Origin of the sequence: Pseudomonas sp. Irchel s3h17, assembly GCF_900187505.1 — a bacterium.
GTDB lineage: Bacteria > Pseudomonadota > Gammaproteobacteria > Pseudomonadales > Pseudomonadaceae > Aquipseudomonas.
The window spans coordinates 69597-87692 of sequence record NZ_FYDL01000014.1; the positions used below are offsets into that span (position 1 = coordinate 69597).

Genomic DNA, 18096 nt, shown 5'->3' on the forward strand with positions numbered 1-18096 from the left:
GCGTGACAAATTAGTGGACATTTAACGCCATGTATCTGGAGAAGAACCCATGAGCAAAAAAGTTGCAGTGATACTTTCCGGCTGTGGCGTCTATGACGGCGCCGAGATCCATGAAAGCGTGATTACCCTGCTGCGCCTCGGCCAGCGTGGCGCTCAGGTCCAGTGCTTTGCCCCTGACATCGCGCAAATGCATGTGGTCAACCACCTGACGGGCGAAGAAATGCCCGAGTCGCGCAACGTGCTGGTGGAGTCGGCGCGCATTGCCCGGGGGAACATCAAGGACATCCGCGAAGCGAACGTCGAAGACTTCGACGCCCTGATCGTGCCTGGTGGTTTTGGCGCCGCCAAGAACCTGTCCAACTTTGCCGTCGAAGGCGCCGCCTGCACCATGCAACCGGACGTTCTGGCCCTGACGGAAGCTTTTGCCGAAGCAGGCAAGCCAGTCGGCCTGATCTGCATCTCGCCAGCCCTGGCCGCGAAGATCTATGGCCCGGGCGTGATCTGCACCATCGGCAACGACGCCGACACTGCCGCTGCCTTGGACAAGATGGGCGCCATCCACGCGGACTGTGCCGTGACCGAGATTGTTGAGGACAAGGCGCGCAAACTGGTCAGCACCCCCGCCTACATGCTGGCGCAGTCGATCAGTGAAGCGGCTTCGGGAATCAACAAGCTGGTTGACCGGGTGCTGGAGCTGACCCACGAAAACGATGCGTGACCTTGGCTGACATGTCTTGATCGTTCCCCACACTCGGTGCGGGAGTGATCAAGTAGCACAGGACCGGGGGCCTTGGGGTCGCTCCGCAACCCAGCGCGAGCAAGCACCCTCGCCACAGGAAGGTGTGTATCTCAGGGCTTGCGGGACAACCGCGTCAATATCCGGTCCAGCGCATTGGCGAACGCCTGCTTGTCACGTTCGCCAAACGGCGCAGGGCCGCCGCCCGCCTGGCCCTGCTCACGCAAATCGGTGAACAGGTTACGCACCGCCAGGCGATCGCCCATGTTCTGTGTGTCGAACTCCTTGCCCCGAGGGTCCAGCGCCGCGACCCCCTTCTTCACCAGACGGTCGGCCAGCGGCACATCGCTGCAGATCACCAGTTCACCCGGTACCGCATGCTCCACCAGGTAATCGTCGGCCGCATCCGGACCGCTGGGCACCACGATCAGCTTCACCAGGGCCAGGCCCGGCTTGATCTGTGGTTGACCGGCCACCAGCACCACCTCGAACTGACGCTTGAGGGCGAACTTCACCACCAGGTCCTTCGCGGCCCTCGGACAGGCGTCGGCATCGATCCATACGCGCATTACGTTTTTCCTCTTTTAGAAGCCTCGTCGGATCGCCGCCCGGAGCGAACCCGCCCCCACAGGTTTGGCGTCAACCTTATGGGAGTGGGTCGGGTGGCGCCGCGCGTCCGTAAATAAGCGCAGCGAACAGGGTCAAGCGGCTGGCACCCGGCGCTTCTCGGCCATGCGACTGCGACTGTACAGCACGATGATCGCCAGGATCGCCAGCACCTGCGCACTCAACGAGTAAGCGTCGGCATGAATCCCCAGCCAGTCGAAATCAAAGAACGGCACCGGCCGTGTGCCAAAGATCCCGGCTTCCTGCAAGGCTTTCACCCCATGCCCGGCGAACACCACCGACAATGCACACAGCAAGCCGGCGTTGATGCTGAAGAACAGGGCCAGCGGCAGTTTCGCCGAGCCGCGCAAAATCACCCAGGCCAAGCCCACCAACAGCACCAGTGCTGTCACGCCACCCGCCAGTACCGCCTCATGACCCGCCGGGCCGGCTTGTAGCCACAGGGTTTCGTAGAACAGGATCACTTCGAACAGCTCACGGTACACCGAGAAGAACGCCAGGATCGCAAACCCGAAGCGCCCACCGCCGCCCACCAGGCTGCTCTTGATGTAATCCTGCCAGGCCGCCGCATGGCGACGGTCGTGCATCCAGACCCCAAGCCACAACACCATGACGCTGGCAAACAGCGCCGTCGCACCTTCCAACAGCTCTCGCTGGGAACCGCTGACGTCGATCACATACGCCGCGAGCGCCCAGGTGCCCAGGCCGGCCAGCAGCGCCAACCCCCATCCGACGTTGACACTGCGCACCGCCGATTGCTGACCGGTGTTGCGCAGGAAGGCGAGGATTGCCGCCAGCACCAGGATCGCTTCCAGGCCTTCGCGCAGCAGAATCAACAGACCCGAGATGTAACTCAGGGACCAGCTGAGGCCATCGCTGCCCAGCAGGCCGGCGGACTCCTTCAGTTTCGCCTTGGCCACGTCCAGTCGCTGTTCAGCCTGCTCGACCGGTAAGCCGTCCTGCAACGCCTGACGGTAGGCCATCAGGGATTTTTCAGTGTCTTTGCGCACGACCGCGTCAACGTTATCGAGGGAGCTTTCAACCAGCTCGAAGCCTTCCAGATACGCGGCCACCGACAGGTCGTATGCCTGATCGTGCTCACCGGCTCGATACGCGGCGATACTCTTGTCCAGTGTCGCGGCGGTGTAATCGAGCAGTTGCGCCGGCCCGCGCTTGACCTGCGGTGGCTGGGCACGCTGCGCACGGAAGGTTGCCGCCGCCTCGGGACCTTCGGCCGCCAGCACCTCGGCCGGCGTCTGGCGCGCCAGGTCGGCAAGGTTGTAGGTCTTCTCGCTTTTTGCCGCTGCCGGGTCGGCACTGAAACTGGCGATGTAGGTGGCCAGGTCCCAACGCTGCCGCTCGTCGAGCTGATCAGCGAACGACGGCATGTCCGTGCCCTCAATGCCCTGCCCAAGGGTGCTGTAGATCGCGTAGAGGCTCAGGCGGTCCTGGCGTGCGCTATCACGCAGGTTCGCGGGCGCAGGCTCCAGGCCAACGCCTGCGGGGCCATCGCCAGCGCCACTGTCGCCGTGGCACACCGAGCAGTGCTGTGCATACAGCGGTGCGCCCCGCGTGGGGTCCGGGGTAATGATCGGGGCCTGGCTGACCTCGTAGGCCACTGCCAGTTTCGCCCCCAGCTGTCGTGCCTGACGGGCGACGCTCGCACCGTCCTGGCGTTCGTCGACAGCCTTGCGCAGGGCCGATACGCCCTGCTCCAGCTCAGCCTTCTGCGGCTTGGCCGGCAGCGACGCGACAAAGCCTTGCAGCGCCTTTAAAAACTCAACCTGCTCCTGGTACTCGGCCGCATCGATCACCTTGCCCGCCGCTACCGTAGCCGGGTAATCCGCACCCACGTAGTCGAGTACATGCAGGGCTTGAGGGGCGCCTTCCACGGTGTCGGCCAGCAGGTTGAAACTGCACAGTGCAAACAACGGAAAGACCAACCAGGCCAGAAAACGGGACGGCGCAGTCATGAATGAGTCTCAAATGGAAATACGAAGTTACACATTGTTCACTCTCAATGCCCTTCGCTCAAGCTTTGTCGTCTTTACGTTCAGGATTTCAGTGCGCACAAACAAAAAAGGCGACCTGATCAGGTCGCCTTGATTAACCGCTGACGGCTTACACCGCGGCCTTGCGAATGGTTGCCAGCAAACCGGCTGCACCGACAAACAAACCGGCGAACGCGCGGTTCATCCGGCGCTGTTGCTTGGGCGTGCGCAGCAGACGCAGGACCTTGGAGGCCAAGCCCGTGTAGCCGGCCATGACGATCAGGTCGACGCAGATCATGGTCACGCCCAGGATCAGGTACTGCGCCACCAGCGGTGCATGGGGGTCAATGAACTGCGGCAGCACGGCCAGCATGAACACCAGTGCCTTGGGGTTGCTGATGTTGACCAGGAAGCCGCGGAACACCAATGCCAGTGGCTTGCCGATCGGGCGGATGGCGGCGTCATCGCTCAGGTCGCTGGGCAGCGCACGCCATTGCTTGACCGCCAGGTAGACCAGGTAGGCCACGCCGAACCATTTGATCGCGTAGAACGCCGTGGACGAAGCGGCGAGGATCGCACCAACACCAGCGGCGACAATCGCAATCTGCATCGCCAGCCCCAATTGCAGGCCAAGGGCGTTCCAGTAGCCGCGCCAAAAACCGTACTGCAGGCCGCAGGACATCGACGCAATGGCGCCGGCGCCCGGGGAAAGACTGATCACCCAGCAGGCGGCAAAAAACGCCAGCCATGTCTCAAGCACCATTGCACACCTCGACTCAGACTCGTGTTAGGCGTCTAAGCTAATGCGCCGGCCAGCGAATGACTATCGATTTTTTGCAGGAAACGGCCGCTGCCGACCAGCGTTGTCGCTCACCCGGTTATTTTTCAAAGCCGCTGGAAGGCAAGACGTCGCTGCCGCGCCAGCGTCGAACCGAGCGCTGGAAGAACAGACTGTTAGGCACTTGCACCATGGCGCTGCCGGTACCCAGTTCTTCGGCCTCGATCAGCGTGGTGTACAGCAGGTTGATCGCCACGACCCGACCTTTGACGCCGGGCTTGTCGGTGGTGTCCACCAACTCGACCACGTCGCCAAGCCGGAACGGGCCGACCGTGAAGATCAGGATCGCGCACAACAGGTTGGACAGCACGCTCCACATGGCGAAGAACGCCACGGCGGCCACCGCCACAAAGCCGGACAGGGCTGTCCACAGTACCGTGGCGGAAACACCCAGGCGCTCCAGCACAAAGATCAGCGCACTGCCCATGATCAGCCAGCGCAAACCACCCCGTAGCGGCATCAGCAACTGCGGCGGGAACGGATAGCGCTCGCCCAGGCGGGTCAGGCCCTTGGCTACGAAGCGCTGGGTCAGGTAACCCGCCAACAGGATCAGCAGAATCTGCACGCCGAGCCAGATCGGCTCGACCCACACCGCCGGCAGCGGCAGCTTGAAGGCCTCCATCAGGACAGCGCCTCCAGCTCCGCCTGCATGTTCTCAAGAAGTTCCAGAGATTCCATCCAGGCCTCTTCCAGCTCGGCTTCCCGGACCTTCAGCTTCGCTTGCTCGGCCAGCAGATCACGCAGTTCGTTCTTGCGCGCCGGTTCGTAAATATCGCTGTCGCCGAGGCTGGCATCGACCTTCGCCAGCTTCTCGTGCAGCTTGCCCAACTCGGCTTCCAGCTTGTCGGCCTCGCGCTTGTGCGGTGCCAGTTGCTGGCGCAACGCGGCAGCGGCCTGGCGCTGGGCTTTCTTGTCGGTCTTGTCCGGATTGACCGGCGTGGTGTTCACCGGCGCGTTGCGCTGACGGTACTCGACCAGCCAACGGGCATAGTCTTCCAGATCGCCGTCGAACTCTTCGACCTTGCCATCGGCCACCAGGAAGAAGTTATCGGTGGTGCTCTTGAGCAGATGACGGTCGTGAGAAACCACCAGCACCGCGCCACTGAACTCCTGCAGGGCCATGGTCAGCGCCAGGCGCATTTCCAGGTCCAGGTGGTTGGTCGGTTCGTCGAGCAACAGCAGGTTCGGGCGATCCCAGGCGATCAACGCCAGCGCCAGGCGAGCCTTTTCGCCCCCCGAGAAATTCAGCACCGGCTCATCGATCCGCGCACCGCGGAAGTCGAATCCACCAAGGAAGTCGCGCAACGCCTGTTCACGCTCGGTCGGTGCCAGGCGCTGCAAATGCAGCAACGGGCTGGCTTTCGAATCCAGCGAGTCCAACTGATGCTGGGCAAAGTAGCCCACCACCGTGTTCTCGCCACGGGTCAAGCGGCCGGCCAAAGGCTCCAGCTCACCGGAGAGGTTTTTGATCAGGGTCGATTTGCCCGCACCGTTAGGACCAAGCAGGCCGATCCGCGCACCCGGGGTCAGTTGCAGCTTGACCTTCTCCAGCACGGTTTTCTCGCCATAGCCCAGACGGGCGTCGGACAGGTCGATCAGCGGGCTGGAAATCTTCGTCGACTCACGGAAGACGAAATCGAACGGCGAATCGACGTGGGCGGCAGACAGCTCTTCCATCCGCTCCAGCGCCTTGATCCGGCTCTGGGCCTGGCGGGCCTTGGTGGCCTGGGCCTTGAAGCGGGCAATGTAGCTTTCCATGTGCGCGCGTTGCGCCTGCTGCTTCTCGTAGGCTTGTTGCTGCTGGGCCAGACGCTCGGCACGGGCCCGTTCGAACGCCGAGTAGCCACCGCGGTACAGCGTAATCTTGCGTTGATCGACGTGAGCCACGTGATCGACCACGGCATCGAGGAAATCCCGGTCGTGGGAAATCAGCAGCAAGGTCCCCGGGTAGCCCTTGAGCCACTCTTCCAGCCAGATAATGGCATCGAGGTCCAAGTGGTTGGTAGGTTCGTCGAGCAGCAACAGGTCCGACGGACACATCAATGCCTGCGCCAGGTTCAGACGCATCCGCCAGCCACCGGAGAAATCTCCGACCTGACGATCCATCTGTTCATTCGTGAACCCCAACCCCGCGAGCAGCTTGCGGGCGCGAGCGTCGGCCGTATAGCCATCGGCGCTGTCGAGCTCCGAATGCAGGCGCGCCTGGGCGGCACCGTCATGGGCCGCTTCGGCCGCGGCGAGGTCGCGTTGCACCTCACGCAGGCGCAGGTCACCATCGAGCACGTAGTCGACCGCCAGGCGTTCGAGCGTGTCGATCTCCTGGCGCATGTGGGCGATGCGCCAGTCGGCCGGCAGGAAGCAATCACCCGAGTCCGGGTGCAGGTCACCCAGGAGCAAGGCGAACAGGCTCGATTTGCCGGCGCCGTTGGCACCGATGAGGCCGGCTTTATGGCCGGCGTGCAGGATCAGCTCGGCGTCTTCTAGCAGACGTTGCGGGCCACGCTGTAAAGTCAGGTTCTGAAGTCGAATCATAATGGCGGCGGAGTCTACCAGCTTCGCTCGCAACTGGCGCGAGTAGCACTATGTCCTCTGACCTGTGGAGCTTTTCCCTCAGCACTTACGCCCGCCCGGGTGTAGAGGACGCCTGCCTGGCACTGCAAGCGGCGGGTGCCAACGTCTGCTTGCTGCTCTGCGCCTGCTGGCTCGGCGAACGCGGCGTGGCGTGCAACCCGCAACGCCTGCAACAGCTCCTGCTACTGGCGGAGCCCTGGGACTCACAGGTGGTGCAGCCGCTACGACAGTTACGCCTGCAATGGAAAGCCGCTGCGGCTGCGGACGCACCACTCGGCATCCTGCGAGCGCAAGTCAAGGCATTGGAGTTGGAGGCCGAGCGGCAATTGTTGTTGCGACTGGAACAGTCGGCGCGGGAGTGGCCGACGGGTCAAGCGAACGACTTGGCCGCGTGGCAGGAAGGATTGGCGGCAAGCGCCGCCAACCTGAGTCGCGACGCGCTGCATCAGCTGCGCGTCGCGATGACCGATGCTTAGGAAGCGCTGGTCGAGGTGCTGGTTGCAGCTGCCGGTGCAGACGAAGCCGCCGGGGTGCTTGCCGCTGGGGCAGGTGTAGCCGGTGCCGCAGGTTTCGCTGCTACTGGTGCGGCGGCAGGTTTTTTCACCGCAGGCTTCGCAGCCGGTTTCGCAGCAACAGGTTTCGCAACCGGTTTGGCGGCGGCAGGCCTGACGGGCGCTTTGGCGACTGGCTTGGCGGCGACTTTAGCGGCAGCAGGTCTGGCGGCCGGTTTCGCGGCTACAGGTTTGGCAGCCGGCTTGGCGGCGGCTGTTTTAGCAACAGGCTTGGCAGCGGGTCTGGCCGCAGCCGGTTTCGCGGCGCTGGCGGCAACCGGTTTTTTCGCTGCTGGCTTGGCAGGTGCCTTGGCAGCAGGTTTGGCGGCGGCTTTCACGGGCGCCTTGGCAGCAGCCGGTTTGGCTGCTGGTTTTTTTGTGGCCGTCGCGGCAGCGGCAGGCTTGGCCGAACGCTGGGTCAGTAGCTTGCCGACAGCTTCCTTCACACGACCAACACCCTGGGCCAGTTTCAGGCTTTCCTGGGCGTCGCGCTTGAGTTGCAGAATGTAGTTGCGCGTCTCGGACTGACGATCCTTGAGTGCGTCGAGCAGCTCTTCAAGTTCTTGTACCGCACCTTTGGCCTTGGCCTGTGCCTTGGCTTTGCCGGCCGCCGCAGCGTCCTGCAATTTGGTGCGAGAATTGTGCAGTTTTTCCTGTGCTTTTCCGCGCTGCTTTTCCAGCTTGGCGAGCAGTTTTTCAGCATCAGCCAAGGCTTGGGAGCAAGCATTTTCCAAGTGCTCGAGCAGGCTGCCCGTGAGATTCTGGAGTAAGTGCAACGGAGTATTTACAGGCTTCTTATTGGCCGACATGGTTTACCTCCTGGCTGACGTGGGTGCGGCTCATACTAGACCTCTGCTGCTACCGCCGCTAGGGCATGTTGACAGTATCGATGGCCGTGCGTTGCACCAAACTGAAAATGTTCTGCACACCTCTCAAAGCAGTTCACCGGCCATGCCATTCTCGCTGGCATAATCCACCGCATTCCAGACTGGAGAACGCCCATGTCGCGTTACCTGTTGTTGCCCTTGTGCGTGGTATTTTCGACGGTGTATGCCACTGAGAAAAACCCGAACAATGATGCCCACGATCTTGCCTACAGCCTCGGCGCCAGCCTGGGCGAGCGCTTGCGCCAAGAGGTTCCGCAGTTGCAGATTCAAGCACTGGTAGAAGGCCTGCAACAGGCCTACCAGGGCAAGCCGCTGGCGCTCAAGGATGAGCGAATCGAACAGATCCTGGCCGAGCACGAAGCACAGATTGCCGAGCAGCCCGCGCTGCCACAAAGCGAGATAGCCCTGGAAAAAGAGCGCCGTTTCTTGACCACTGAAAAAGCCAGGCCCGGCGTCCGGGAACTGGCCGATGGCATCCTGCTGACCGAGCTGGTTGCAGGTAATGGGACCAAGGCCGGAGCCAATGGCAAGGTACAGGTTCGCTACATCGGCAGGCTGCCCGACGGCACGGTGTTCGACCAGAACGATCAGGCCCAATGGTTCAGCCTCGACAGCGTGATCAACGGCTGGCGCAGCGCATTGCAGCAAATGCCGGTCGGGGCAAAATGGCGCCTGGTGATCCCGTCGGCGCAGGCCTATGGTGCCGACGGTGCGGGGGACCTGATCGCACCGTTCACGCCGCTGGTGTTTGAAGTGGAACTGCTCGGGGCAACAGGCTGAACAAACTGCCCAAACGAAAAACGGTGCGCAAGGCGCACCGTTTTGCAGTTTGCTCGCGATCGAGGCTCAGGCCTGCGCGGGCACTTCTTCCTTGTGAGCCGTGTGCAGCACTTCGATCAGGCAGTCTTCAAGTTCGAAGCGCTCATGCAGCAAACCACCCAGCTCCTTGAACTTCTCGGCAACGCACTTGCCGGCATCGCACAGGTCGTTGAACGCCAGCAGCTTTTCCGTGATGACGTCGATGCGCGGGTAAATCGTATCGGCCAGTTCCAGCCCGCGCTTGTCACCAAACGCCTTGGCCTCACCGGTGAGTTGCTCATAGATCTCGAAATGACCGGCAGACACATAGTCGACCAGGACACCACAGAACTCCTGCAACGGCTTTCGGTCTTCGCCTAGAGCCTCAGGCTTGGCGCCGAGAGCATCATAGGCTCGAACCAGTTCGTGACGCTCCTGCAACCAGCGATCGATCAGCAGATGCACTCCACCCCAGCGTTCCTGAGCATTCTGACAACTTTCGAGCATGGTGATCTCTCTTCCCTTATGGGTAATGTCGCCCGCACTCGCCGCAAGACTTGAAGCCTCAGGCTCCGGCCAGGCAAAGCACCATCGAGCAACATAAATCCAATGATACGTGCGGGCCAGATTATGCTCGCACGCCAATGGCTTCAAGGTACGCAGGAGACAAAGTTCATACAAGTGTTTAATCGCCTCCCGGCCCCCGGTGCGACGACTCGCCGCTGGACGGTCGCCCAAAGGCGTGCCAGACAAGCAGCAGGATCTGGTAACCCGCGAGAATCATGACCGCCACAAAGAACAGCAGGCTCCACTCGGGGATGCTCAGATCAAGCAGCGACCAGGAAATTTGCGCACAAACTTCCGTGCCATCAAACGCCTGCTTCAGGAGGCACAGCAACGGCAGGTTTGCGGGGTCCTCCAGCGCACCGGGATAGCAGGCCACCAACTGCTGCACCGGATCGCTTTGCAACATCACCTGTCGCCAGGCGAGGGCCATGCCGGCAACGGCCCAGGCCAGGCTCAACAGCCAGTACAGCAAACAGCCTGCCCGTTGCGGGCCATGCAGTGAAGCGACCATGCATACGACGGTGAACAGCATCAGGAAAAAACGCTGCAACATGCACAGGCCGCAGAGCGTGAGCCCGATGGCGTACTCCAGGTAATACGACGCCCCCAACGCCACGGCACCTGCAACAAAGGCCATGAAAAACAGGGAGCGAGAGCAGGCCAGGAACATGGCTTATCCGTAAAAAAAGAGACCGGTATTTACGGTAGAGGAAAGCGCTGGGACCTTACAAGACGGGCCAGTGGAGAGACTTCGCCGCAGCGGTAAGGAATTCCCGATAGAAGCGACGGGACCGAGTGTAGTCACCTGTAGGATGATGCCTAGGCCAAGCCTTTCAGATGAATATCCGGCGCGACCAACAGCAGGCCCTCCCCCTACGGAAGAGCCTGCAAGCCGACGCTCAAGCGCGTGTCGGCACCGGTAACGGTGAAGCCAACAGACGCTCGTCCAGCAGGCCCAAACCCTCCTGGAACAACTGATTGCTACGCTCGGTATCGCCCAGTTGAGCGAGCAAGCGGGCAAGCTCGGCACAGGCTTCAGGGTTACGCTGAAGCCTGAGGCTGCCCTCCAGATAATCCCGCGCCTTGCCCCACAGACTGGCTTGCAAGCACAAGCGCCCCAGGGTCAACAGCAAGCTCGGGTCATTGGGATGGGCCTTCAACCAGCCCTCGGCGGTTTGCAGTTGACGCGACGGATCACTGCCGCGCAGCAACCCGTACAACCGCGCAAGGTGGCTGTCGTATTGTCGCTTGAGTGCTGTACGCAGGACCTCCTCGGCCTCGACCTCCGCGCCGAGCTGGCGCAACTGTTCGGCGTAGGCCAATACCAGTTGCGGCTCCTGACGCTGAGCGGACGTCAGTTGTTGCCAGGCGCGATTGAGCGACTGCAGGCCCACCGCTTCGCCTTCCTCCTGACGGGCCGCCAACGTCAGGTTTTCACCCCAGGCCCGACGCTCCAGTTCGGCCAGTTCGCTGGCTGGCAGCGCTTTGTCCTTGCGCAGCTCCGGCAACAGGCGAATCACCGAGGACCAGTCACCACGCTGCTGATACAAACGCTGCAATTGGCGCAGTACCTGGACACTGTGAGGATGCCGTTCGCGCATGGCCGAGAGCGTGGTCAGCGCACCGTCGGTATCACCGCGGTCGGTCTGCAATTGTGCATGACTCAAGGCAATCGCCAGCTCGGCCTGCGGCTGGCGCTCCAGCGCACGCTCCAACAGGCTGTCGCATTCGTCGTAGCGCCCTTGCTCATTCGCCGCACGGGCCGCGCCCAGGTAGTAGAGCAGCGGCTGGCGCTCAGCTTCGGCGGCACGCTGCAGGTGACGCTGGGCACTGGCCCAGCGACCTTCCGCGAGATCCAGCTGGCCGTGCTCGATTGCGACCTGAACCCGCCGGCTGCGATTGCGGTTCGACCATGGGTTGACCACCCCGCTGGAGACCGCGACCAGCTCGATCAAGGCCTTGATCCCCCACAACACCAACCAGATCACGGCCACCAGCAGCAGCGTCGCCCACAGGCTCGACTCATAGCGGAAGGTCTTGTAGGCGATCAACACGTATCCCGAGTGCTGGGCAATCGCCAGCCCCATAGCGCCAGCGACGGCGATGATCAGGAACACAATCACATAGAGTCGCTTCATGGGCTGGTCTCCGGCGTGGTGCCAGTGCCCGCCTTGACGGCAGGCTTGACCGACTCCTCGGCATTGACGTTACGTCGCTCCAGATAGCCCTGCACCACACTCAAGGTCATCGCCAGGTCGGGCGTCACCACAGTGACCGGTTGCTTGCTCAACCCGGCCAATTGCTCAAGCATGACTTTGCTTTGCGGGTTGTCCTGGTTGAAGCTGCCCTTGAGTACATCCCGCGCCTCGTCCAGCGCCTGGGTGTACACCGGCGCCTGGCCATTGAGCGCGGCCCATTGAGCCTGCTCGAGCGCCAGGCTCAGGGCCAGGCGCACCTGCGTCAGGCTCTGCCCGGCGAGCAGTGGGCGGATATTTTTATCGGCATCGAAGTCAATGCGGATGTAGCGCGAAATCTGCTCCCACCATTGCGCCCAGCGACTGGCACCATCGCCATCGGCGGTCAGTCGTTGCAGGGAGTCGCCACGCTCATGAAACTCGGGAGCCAGCTCGGTGAGTTCGGCCACTTGATCGCGCAAGGCGCCTAGCTGCAGGAACAAGCCGGTGCGGTCCGGTTGTTCGGTGCTGCGCAATGCCGCCAGCGTCTTGGCAATTTGCTCGCGGGCCGCGAAGGCGCCAGGATCATTCTGCTCGCGCAGAATTTCGTCGGCGCCTTGCACCAGGGCCTGGGCGCTGCTGATGTCCTGCAACGCCGAAAGGCGCAGGCTGGCCAGACGCAACAAGTGCTCGGCTTCGGCCAGACGCCAGTCCTTGCGGCTAGCACCCAGGACGGTTTCCAGGCGCTGGTTCAAGCGTTGCTGATCGCCTTGCAACTGGGCCACCAGACGTCGGCGCTCTTCCAGCTCTTCGGCTGCCGGCATTTGCTCAAGCCGCGCCGTCAGACGCTGCTCATTGAGCTTGAGACTTTGCGCCTGATCGCCCAACGCCTGCAATTGTCCCAACTGCTGCTGAGTGCTGGCCTGCAGGGTACGCACCTGCCAGATACCCCAGCCGCCGACGGCAACACCGGCGGCACCGACCAGCAGTGCAAAAATCGCCAGCCCGTTGCCCCGGCGCGGTTCTGGGTTGCTTACAGTTTCAACCGGCGCATCGAGCGCAGGCTGGACGTCATCTTTAGGCAAGGCTGTTTCGCTCACGTATCCATCCTTTGCATTAGAAAGCGGGGCGGGTTTCCCGCAACGCCGCTAGCAAAGCCGTGGCACTGGCACCACGACAATCCACAACTGTTTGGGCGCCTGCCGCCAGCGCCATCTCGGCGACCCGAGGGCTTGGCACAAACAAGGGCAACCGCGCCAACTCAGGCCAGGCATTGCCGGCCAACTGACGCAGGTGCTCAAAACCCTGTCCACTGCTGACCACCAGGCCGTTCAAGCGTTCCGCTTCAATCCGCTCAGGCAAGGCGTCCTCGGCATACTGCGGCAAGCCGCGACGGTACACCTCCAGATACTCGACACTAGCACCTTGCTCGCGCAAGCGCTCAGCCAGTAGCTCGCGCCCACCCTCGCCACGCAGGATCAACACGCGCGCACCTGGCCGCGCGATAGCCTCGCGCAACGGTGCCAGTCCAAGCAAGGCTTCGCTGTCATCGCCGCGCTCCGGGAAGCTGACATCCAGCCCGTGCTCCTGGAGGACCTGCGCCGTTGCCGCGCCCACACTGAACCACTTCAAACCCGGCGATTGCGGCCCATACCGCTCGACCAGGCCCATGCCGATCCGGGCGGCGGGCTTGCTGACCACGATCACCGCGCAGTAGCGATCCAGCCCCTGGATCACCTCGCGCATGGTCGCAGAGTCAGGGATCGGCTCTATTTCCAAAAGCGGCAAGCAGCTGCTGAAAATCCCCTGTTCGGCCAAAAAAACCGCCAGTGCCGCCGAATCGTCCAGCGGACGCGTCAGCAGCAAGCGCCACCCAGTCACTCGTGACCTGCCTCGCCGTAGACTGCCTTCAGGATCGTGTCGGCGCCCTGGCGCAGAAGGTCTTCGGCCACTTGCACACCCAAGGCCTCGGCGTCGCTGCGTGGTGCACGCGCCTGGGCACTGAGCAGCAGGCCGCCGCTCGGATCACCCACCAGGCCACGCAACCAGAGCTGCTCACCTTCCAGCACCGCATAGCAGGCGATCGGCACCTGGCAGCCGCCATTGAGATGTTTGTTCAGTGCGCGCTCGGCCGTGACCCGCGTGGCGGTGTCCTGATGATGCAGTGGTGCCAGCAACGCGTGAATTTCACTGTCTGCGCTGCGGCATTCGATACCGACCGCCCCTTGGCCACCTGCCGGCAGGCTGTCGTCGACGCTGATCGAAGAGCTGATGCGATCCTCGAAACCCAGGCGAATCAAACCGGCCGCCGCGAGGATGATCGCGTCGTACTCACCGGCATCCAGCTTGGCCAGGCGGGTATTGACGTTGCCACGCAGAAAGCGGATTTGCAGGTCCGGACGACGGCTCAGCAGTTGTGCCTGACGGCGCAGGCTGGAAGTGCCAACCACACTGCCCTGAGGCAGCGCGTCCAGGCTGGCGTAAGTGTTGGACACAAAGGCATCGCGCGGGTCTTCGCGCTCACAGATACAGAACAGGCCCAGGCCTTGCGGGAAGTCCATGGGCACGTCCTTCATGGAGTGCACGGCGATGTCGGCTTCGTTTTCCAGCAACGCGGTTTCCAGTTCTTTGACGAACAGGCCCTTGCCACCGATTTTCGAAAGCGGGGAGTCAAGCAGCTTGTCGCCGCGGCTGACCATGGGCACCAGCGTCACGACCAGCCCCGGATGGGCCTGCTCCAGACGAGCCTTGACGTATTCGGCCTGCCACAAGGCCAGGGCACTTTTGCGGGTAGCGATGCGAATTTCGCGAGGGGACATGGATCAATCCGTACTGAATAGATATGACGGATAATAACAGCTCAGCCAAATCCACTTTGACTTGTATCAGAAACAGCGTGGCCTCCCTGGCCTCACCTGCCCCGCAAAGGGGCGTTGAGTTGGTGTGCGAACAGCCAACTAGAGCTGTTGCATCATCTTGCGCACACCCGCGACGTGGCGTCTGCTGACAATCAGTGCATCTCCGTTCAGGCCTTTGAGAAACAGCTGGAAGTGCCCAAGCGGCGTGCGCTGCAGGCGCTCGATGCGCTCGCGAGCCACCAATGCATTGCGATGGATCCGCACGAAGCGGTCACCGAATTCGTCCTCGAGGGCTTTCAACGGCTCATCCAGCAGGACTTCGCCACCTTCGTGGCGCAAAGTCACGTATTTGTGGTCGGCAATGAAGTAGACCACCTGGGCCAATGGAATCAGTTCAATGCCTTTGCGGGTGCGGGCGCTGATATGGCTGCGTGGACCGCTGCCGCTTTCGGCCGCCGGCCGGGTCAGGGCAGCGAGCTGTACACGATTGGGGCGTTCGGCCTTTTTCAAGGCTTCGTGCAGCAGTTCGGCGCGTACCGGCTTGACCAGATAACCCACGGAACTGGCCTGCAAGGCCTCTATGGCAAACTCATCCTGAGCCGCACAAAACACCACGGCGGGCGGGGTTTCACGCTCACACAACCGGGCGGCGACCTGTAAACCATCCAGGCCGGGCATGCGGATATCGAGCAGCACGATATCGGGTTTCAGGCTGTCGATCAGGGTCAACGCCTCATCGCCATTGGTGGCGCTGGGCTCCAGGACATTGTATCCCTCAAGCTCGCCGACCATACGGCTCAGGCGCTCGCGGGCTAGGGGTTCGTCATCAACGATCAGGACATTCATATTGCACTGGCTTCCTGCGTGAGTCTCGCACAAGGATAGCGTAGACAGGTGAAGTGACGTCCGTCACCGCGATCCACGCTAAGACTAGCGCGAGGGCGAAAAAGTGCCGCACGTCGGACTGCAATATTTATCGGTACCGGCATCGCTGCCTGCGAAGACTGGCCTGGCGAGGCGTCACCGTAAGCAAAGCTGATATCCAATATGAACACTCCGCTCTTTTGTAGTCGGCGTCGAGGCTGACCGCATCACGCCTTGATTGGACATTTGCGCAGCCCCTAACGTCCAACTGTAGACGCTCGCTGCGCCAAAAGTGCTCATTTGACAAATATCGTTGCGTAAACGCAGGGACAGCCCTGGAGTATGGCCTTGTAAACAGCAAAAACGTATCGACCAGCGACACCGACTCGATTGGCAACCCTGTTATTATCCACGGCAGGTTTTTACGCCATCTTCCTTCAGCCGATCACGAGCGAATTCATGAGCACTGACAAGACCAATCAGTCCTGGGGCGGCCGCTTCAGTGAACCCGTCGACGCCTTCGTCGCCCGCTTCACCGCCTCCGTCACTTTCGACCAGCGCCTGTATCGCCACGACATCATGGGCTCCGTTGCCCACGCCACCATGCTGGCCAAGGTCGGCGTGCTGACCGATGCCGAGCGCGACAGCATCATCGATGGCCTGACCGTCATTCAGGGCGAGATCGAGGCCGGTACCTTCGACTGGCGCATCGACCTTGAAGACGTGCACATGAACATCGAAGCGCGCCTGACCGACCGCATTGGCGTTACCGGCAAGAAGCTGCACACCGGTCGTAGCCGTAACGACCAGGTGGCCACCGATATCCGCCTGTGGCTGCGCGACGAGATCGACCTGATCCTGGGTGAAATCACTCGCCTGCAAAAAGGCCTGCTGGAACAGGCAGAGCGCGAATCCGATACCATCATGCCGGGCTTCACCCACCTGCAAACCGCACAGCCGGTGACCTTCGGTCATCACATGCTGGCCTGGTTCGAAATGCTCAGCCGCGACTACGAGCGCCTGGTCGACTGCCGCAAGCGTACCAACCGCATGCCATTGGGCAGCGCCGCGCTGGCCGGCACCACCTACCCGATCGATCGCGAGCTGACCGCGCAACTGCTGGGCTTCGACGCCGTAGGCGGCAACTCGCTGGACAACGTGTCGGATCGTGATTTCGCCATTGAATTCTGCTCGGCCGCCAGCATCGCGATGATGCACCTGTCGCGCTTCTCCGAAGAGCTGGTGCTGTGGACCAGTGCGCAGTTCCAGTTCATCGATTTGCCTGACCGTTTCTGCACCGGCAGCTCGATCATGCCGCAAAAGAAAAACCCTGACGTTCCGGAACTGGTTCGCGGCAAAAGCGGCCGGGTCTTCGGCGCGCTGATGGGCCTGCTGACCCTGATGAAAGGCCAGCCGCTGGCCTACAACAAGGACAACCAGGAAGACAAGGAACCGCTGTTCGACGCCGCCGACACCTTGCGCGACTCGCTGCGGGCCTTTGCCGACATGATCCCGGCCATCAAGCCAAAGCACGCCATCATGCGCGAAGCGGCCCTGCGCGGCTTCTCCACCGCCACTGACCTGGCGGACTACCTGGTTCGCCGTGGCCTGCCGTTCCGCGACTGCCACGAAATCGTCGGCCACGCGGTGAAGTACGGCGTGGAAAGCGCCAAGGACCTGGCGGAGATGAGCCTGCAAGAGCTGCGTCAGTTCAGCGACCAGATCGAGCAGGACGTGTTTGCCGTGCTGACGCTGGAAGGTTCGGTCAATGCCCGCAACCACATCGGCGGCACCGCACCGGCCCAGGTCAAGGCGGCGGTGATTCGCGGCCAGGCGCTGTTAGCCTCCCGCTAAACCGTTGAATGCATCGCGGGCAACAGCCAGTTGCCCGCGAATGCAGGGATGAGAAACGCTACATACCTACCGCCTGGACGCAATCATCGCCAGAAACGCCGGCATTGCCTCATCCTTGTCAGCCGCAATACGCCTGGCTATGGGCGTCTGCTCCAACCGTTCCAGCAAGGCCCTGGCCGCCGGCAGCTCCGCCAACAGATCCAGATCGAAGAGCTTCTCGCCGACCGCGCACGCCAGGCTGACGCTGTACTGGAAGTACAGGTCCGCCACGCTCAGACTGTCGCCCGCCACGTACGGTGCAAACTTGCCGTGACGCCCCAGGGACGCAAACCCCAGCAACAGCTCGGCCCTGGCCTTCTCCTTGATCGCCTCCGGTACCGTCATGCCGAAAAACGCTTCAGCAAAACAGGTCCGCGCCGGCAGTTCGATGTACAGCTCGATTTCCTTGGCCAGTGCCAGCACCTGAGCGCGCTCGAACGGCGTCCTGGGCAGCAGTGGCGTGCCTGTCTGGGTGTCTTCGATGTATTGCAGGATCACGCCGGTTTCGTTGACAAAACCTTGCTCGGCACCCAGCACCGGGACCTTGCCGCGAGGACTGATGGCCAGTGCCTCGGGGCTTTGGCCGGCGTAAAACGGCACCTCCTCGAAAGGCACCCCCTTCTCCATCAGTGCGTGTTTGACCATGTTGTAGTAGTTGCTGACTGCAAATCCATAAAGCTTGAGCATCACGAAGCCTCCAGGCCGCTCAGGGGGGTTGGCGAGCGTTTGTTATAGAACGTC

The 18096-nt window shown here is 62.1% G+C and carries 18 protein-coding genes; 4 read left to right on the forward strand and 14 right to left on the reverse strand.

Going from position 1 to position 18096, the window contains the following annotated elements:
* The first annotated feature begins 49 nt into the window (after positions 1–49).
* Positions 50–718, forward strand: a complete 669-nt coding sequence (gene elbB, locus CKW25_RS20205) for an isoprenoid biosynthesis glyoxalase ElbB (RefSeq protein WP_095081879.1) — start codon at positions 50–52, stop codon at positions 716–718.
* Positions 719–849: 131 nt separating this feature from the next.
* Here elbB and CKW25_RS20210 read toward each other — a convergent pair whose 3' ends face one another.
* The 5 genes from CKW25_RS20210 to CKW25_RS20230 form a co-directional block, all read right to left on the reverse strand.
* A complete protein-coding gene (locus tag CKW25_RS20210; protein WP_095081881.1) occupies positions 850–1305 on the reverse strand; it encodes a YaiI/YqxD family protein in 456 nt (151 codons plus the stop codon).
* Between the two features lie 132 nt (positions 1306–1437).
* The gene (locus tag CKW25_RS20215) at positions 1438–3336 is read right to left on the reverse strand and encodes an FTR1 family protein (RefSeq protein ID WP_095081882.1); all 1899 of its coding nucleotides are present in this window, start codon (positions 3334–3336) and stop codon (positions 1438–1440) included.
* A gap of 148 nt (positions 3337–3484) precedes the next feature.
* Positions 3485–4117: a LysE family transporter gene (locus tag CKW25_RS20220; protein ID WP_095081885.1), complete on the reverse strand. Its 633-nt coding sequence runs from the start codon at positions 4115–4117 to the stop codon at positions 3485–3487.
* A 115-nt stretch (positions 4118–4232) separates the two neighbouring features.
* The gene (locus CKW25_RS20225; protein WP_095081887.1) at positions 4233–4814 is read right to left on the reverse strand and encodes a mechanosensitive ion channel family protein; all 582 of its coding nucleotides are present in this window, start codon (positions 4812–4814) and stop codon (positions 4233–4235) included.
* Positions 4814–6724 (reverse strand): ATP-binding cassette domain-containing protein, encoded by a 1911-nt coding sequence (locus CKW25_RS20230; RefSeq protein WP_095081889.1) that lies wholly within the window; start codon positions 6722–6724, stop codon positions 4814–4816. Before CKW25_RS20230 ends, CKW25_RS20225 begins: the two co-directional genes overlap by 1 nt.
* A gap of 50 nt (positions 6725–6774) precedes the next feature.
* Here CKW25_RS20230 and CKW25_RS20235 point away from each other — a divergent pair, with 50 nt between their 5' ends.
* Complete coding sequence (locus CKW25_RS20235) at positions 6775–7239, forward strand: TIGR02444 family protein (RefSeq protein WP_095081891.1); 465 nt, start codon at positions 6775–6777, stop codon at positions 7237–7239.
* Here CKW25_RS20235 and CKW25_RS20240 read toward each other — a convergent pair.
* Positions 7236–8123, reverse strand: a complete 888-nt coding sequence (locus tag CKW25_RS20240; protein ID WP_143497380.1) for an AlgP family protein — start codon at positions 8121–8123, stop codon at positions 7236–7238. The two genes, CKW25_RS20235 and CKW25_RS20240, sit on opposite strands and share 4 nt — an antisense overlap.
* Positions 8124–8315: 192 nt before the next feature.
* On the opposite strand from CKW25_RS20240, the gene CKW25_RS20245 reads away from it, so the two are divergent.
* Positions 8316–8981 carry an FKBP-type peptidyl-prolyl cis-trans isomerase gene (locus CKW25_RS20245; RefSeq protein ID WP_095081893.1) on the forward strand — a complete coding sequence of 222 codons (666 nt, stop codon included), beginning with the start codon at positions 8316–8318 and terminating at the stop codon, positions 8979–8981.
* A 66-nt stretch (positions 8982–9047) separates the two neighbouring features.
* On the opposite strand, the gene rsd is transcribed toward CKW25_RS20245, so the two are convergent.
* From rsd to CKW25_RS20280, 7 genes are all read right to left on the reverse strand, one after another.
* Positions 9048–9506 carry a sigma D regulator gene (gene rsd / locus CKW25_RS20250; protein WP_095081895.1) on the reverse strand — a complete coding sequence of 153 codons (459 nt, stop codon included), beginning with the start codon at positions 9504–9506 and terminating at the stop codon, positions 9048–9050.
* Between the two features lie 178 nt (positions 9507–9684).
* Complete coding sequence (locus tag CKW25_RS20255; protein ID WP_095081897.1) at positions 9685–10236, reverse strand: disulfide bond formation protein B; 552 nt, start codon at positions 10234–10236, stop codon at positions 9685–9687.
* Between the two features lie 229 nt (positions 10237–10465).
* Entirely contained in the window at positions 10466–11704 is a 1239-nt protein-coding gene (locus CKW25_RS20260; RefSeq protein ID WP_095081898.1) for a heme biosynthesis protein HemY, read from the reverse strand.
* Positions 11701–12840 carry a uroporphyrinogen-III C-methyltransferase gene (locus CKW25_RS20265; protein WP_095081900.1) on the reverse strand — a complete coding sequence of 380 codons (1140 nt, stop codon included), beginning with the start codon at positions 12838–12840 and terminating at the stop codon, positions 11701–11703. Before CKW25_RS20265 ends, CKW25_RS20260 begins: the two co-directional genes overlap by 4 nt.
* A gap of 16 nt (positions 12841–12856) precedes the next feature.
* Positions 12857–13621: a uroporphyrinogen-III synthase gene (locus CKW25_RS20270; RefSeq protein WP_095081902.1), complete on the reverse strand. Its 765-nt coding sequence runs from the start codon at positions 13619–13621 to the stop codon at positions 12857–12859.
* The gene (gene hemC, locus CKW25_RS20275; RefSeq protein ID WP_095081907.1) at positions 13618–14559 is read right to left on the reverse strand and encodes a hydroxymethylbilane synthase; all 942 of its coding nucleotides are present in this window, start codon (positions 14557–14559) and stop codon (positions 13618–13620) included. Before hemC ends, CKW25_RS20270 begins: the two co-directional genes overlap by 4 nt.
* A gap of 138 nt (positions 14560–14697) precedes the next feature.
* Entirely contained in the window at positions 14698–15444 is a 747-nt protein-coding gene (locus CKW25_RS20280; protein WP_095081910.1) for a LytTR family DNA-binding domain-containing protein, read from the reverse strand.
* 477 nt (positions 15445–15921) lie between these two features.
* On the opposite strand from CKW25_RS20280, the gene argH reads away from it, so the two are divergent.
* Complete coding sequence (gene argH, locus CKW25_RS20285) at positions 15922–17316, forward strand: argininosuccinate lyase (RefSeq protein WP_095081912.1); 1395 nt, start codon at positions 15922–15924, stop codon at positions 17314–17316.
* Positions 17317–17382: 66 nt separating this feature from the next.
* Here the strand turns inward: argH and CKW25_RS20290 are convergent, their stop codons facing one another.
* Positions 17383–18042: a glutathione S-transferase gene (locus CKW25_RS20290; RefSeq protein ID WP_095081914.1), complete on the reverse strand. Its 660-nt coding sequence runs from the start codon at positions 18040–18042 to the stop codon at positions 17383–17385.
* Between the last annotated feature and the right edge of the window lie 54 nt (positions 18043–18096).

What these genes read in the sequence shown, in the direction of transcription:
- CKW25_RS20210 (WP_095081881.1), bottom strand. Translation starts at nt 1,305, where the DNA reads ATGCGCGTATGGATCGATGCCGACGCCTGTCCGAGGGCCGCGAAGGAC.
- CKW25_RS20260 (WP_095081898.1), bottom strand. Translation starts at nt 11,704, where the DNA reads ATGAAGCGACTCTATGTGATTGTGTTCCTGATCATCGCCGTCGCTGGC.
- CKW25_RS20230 (WP_095081889.1), bottom strand. Translation starts at nt 6,724, where the DNA reads ATGATTCGACTTCAGAACCTGACTTTACAGCGTGGCCCGCAACGTCTG.
- CKW25_RS20280 (WP_095081910.1), bottom strand. Translation starts at nt 15,444, where the DNA reads ATGAATGTCCTGATCGTTGATGACGAACCCCTAGCCCGCGAGCGCCTG.
- CKW25_RS20220 (WP_095081885.1), bottom strand. Translation starts at nt 4,117, where the DNA reads ATGGTGCTTGAGACATGGCTGGCGTTTTTTGCCGCCTGCTGGGTGATC.
- CKW25_RS20235 (WP_095081891.1), top strand. Translation starts at nt 6,775, where the DNA reads ATGTCCTCTGACCTGTGGAGCTTTTCCCTCAGCACTTACGCCCGCCCG.
- CKW25_RS20290 (WP_095081914.1), bottom strand. Translation starts at nt 18,042, where the DNA reads ATGCTCAAGCTTTATGGATTTGCAGTCAGCAACTACTACAACATGGTC.
- argH (WP_095081912.1), top strand. Translation starts at nt 15,922, where the DNA reads ATGAGCACTGACAAGACCAATCAGTCCTGGGGCGGCCGCTTCAGTGAA.
- CKW25_RS20225 (WP_095081887.1), bottom strand. Translation starts at nt 4,814, where the DNA reads ATGGAGGCCTTCAAGCTGCCGCTGCCGGCGGTGTGGGTCGAGCCGATC.
- CKW25_RS20255 (WP_095081897.1), bottom strand. Translation starts at nt 10,236, where the DNA reads ATGTTCCTGGCCTGCTCTCGCTCCCTGTTTTTCATGGCCTTTGTTGCA.
- CKW25_RS20240 (WP_143497380.1), bottom strand. Translation starts at nt 8,123, where the DNA reads ATGTCGGCCAATAAGAAGCCTGTAAATACTCCGTTGCACTTACTCCAG.
- hemC (WP_095081907.1), bottom strand. Translation starts at nt 14,559, where the DNA reads ATGTCCCCTCGCGAAATTCGCATCGCTACCCGCAAAAGTGCCCTGGCC.
- CKW25_RS20245 (WP_095081893.1), top strand. Translation starts at nt 8,316, where the DNA reads ATGTCGCGTTACCTGTTGTTGCCCTTGTGCGTGGTATTTTCGACGGTG.
- rsd (WP_095081895.1), bottom strand. Translation starts at nt 9,506, where the DNA reads ATGCTCGAAAGTTGTCAGAATGCTCAGGAACGCTGGGGTGGAGTGCAT.
- elbB (WP_095081879.1), top strand. Translation starts at nt 50, where the DNA reads ATGAGCAAAAAAGTTGCAGTGATACTTTCCGGCTGTGGCGTCTATGAC.
- CKW25_RS20215 (WP_095081882.1), bottom strand. Translation starts at nt 3,336, where the DNA reads ATGACTGCGCCGTCCCGTTTTCTGGCCTGGTTGGTCTTTCCGTTGTTT.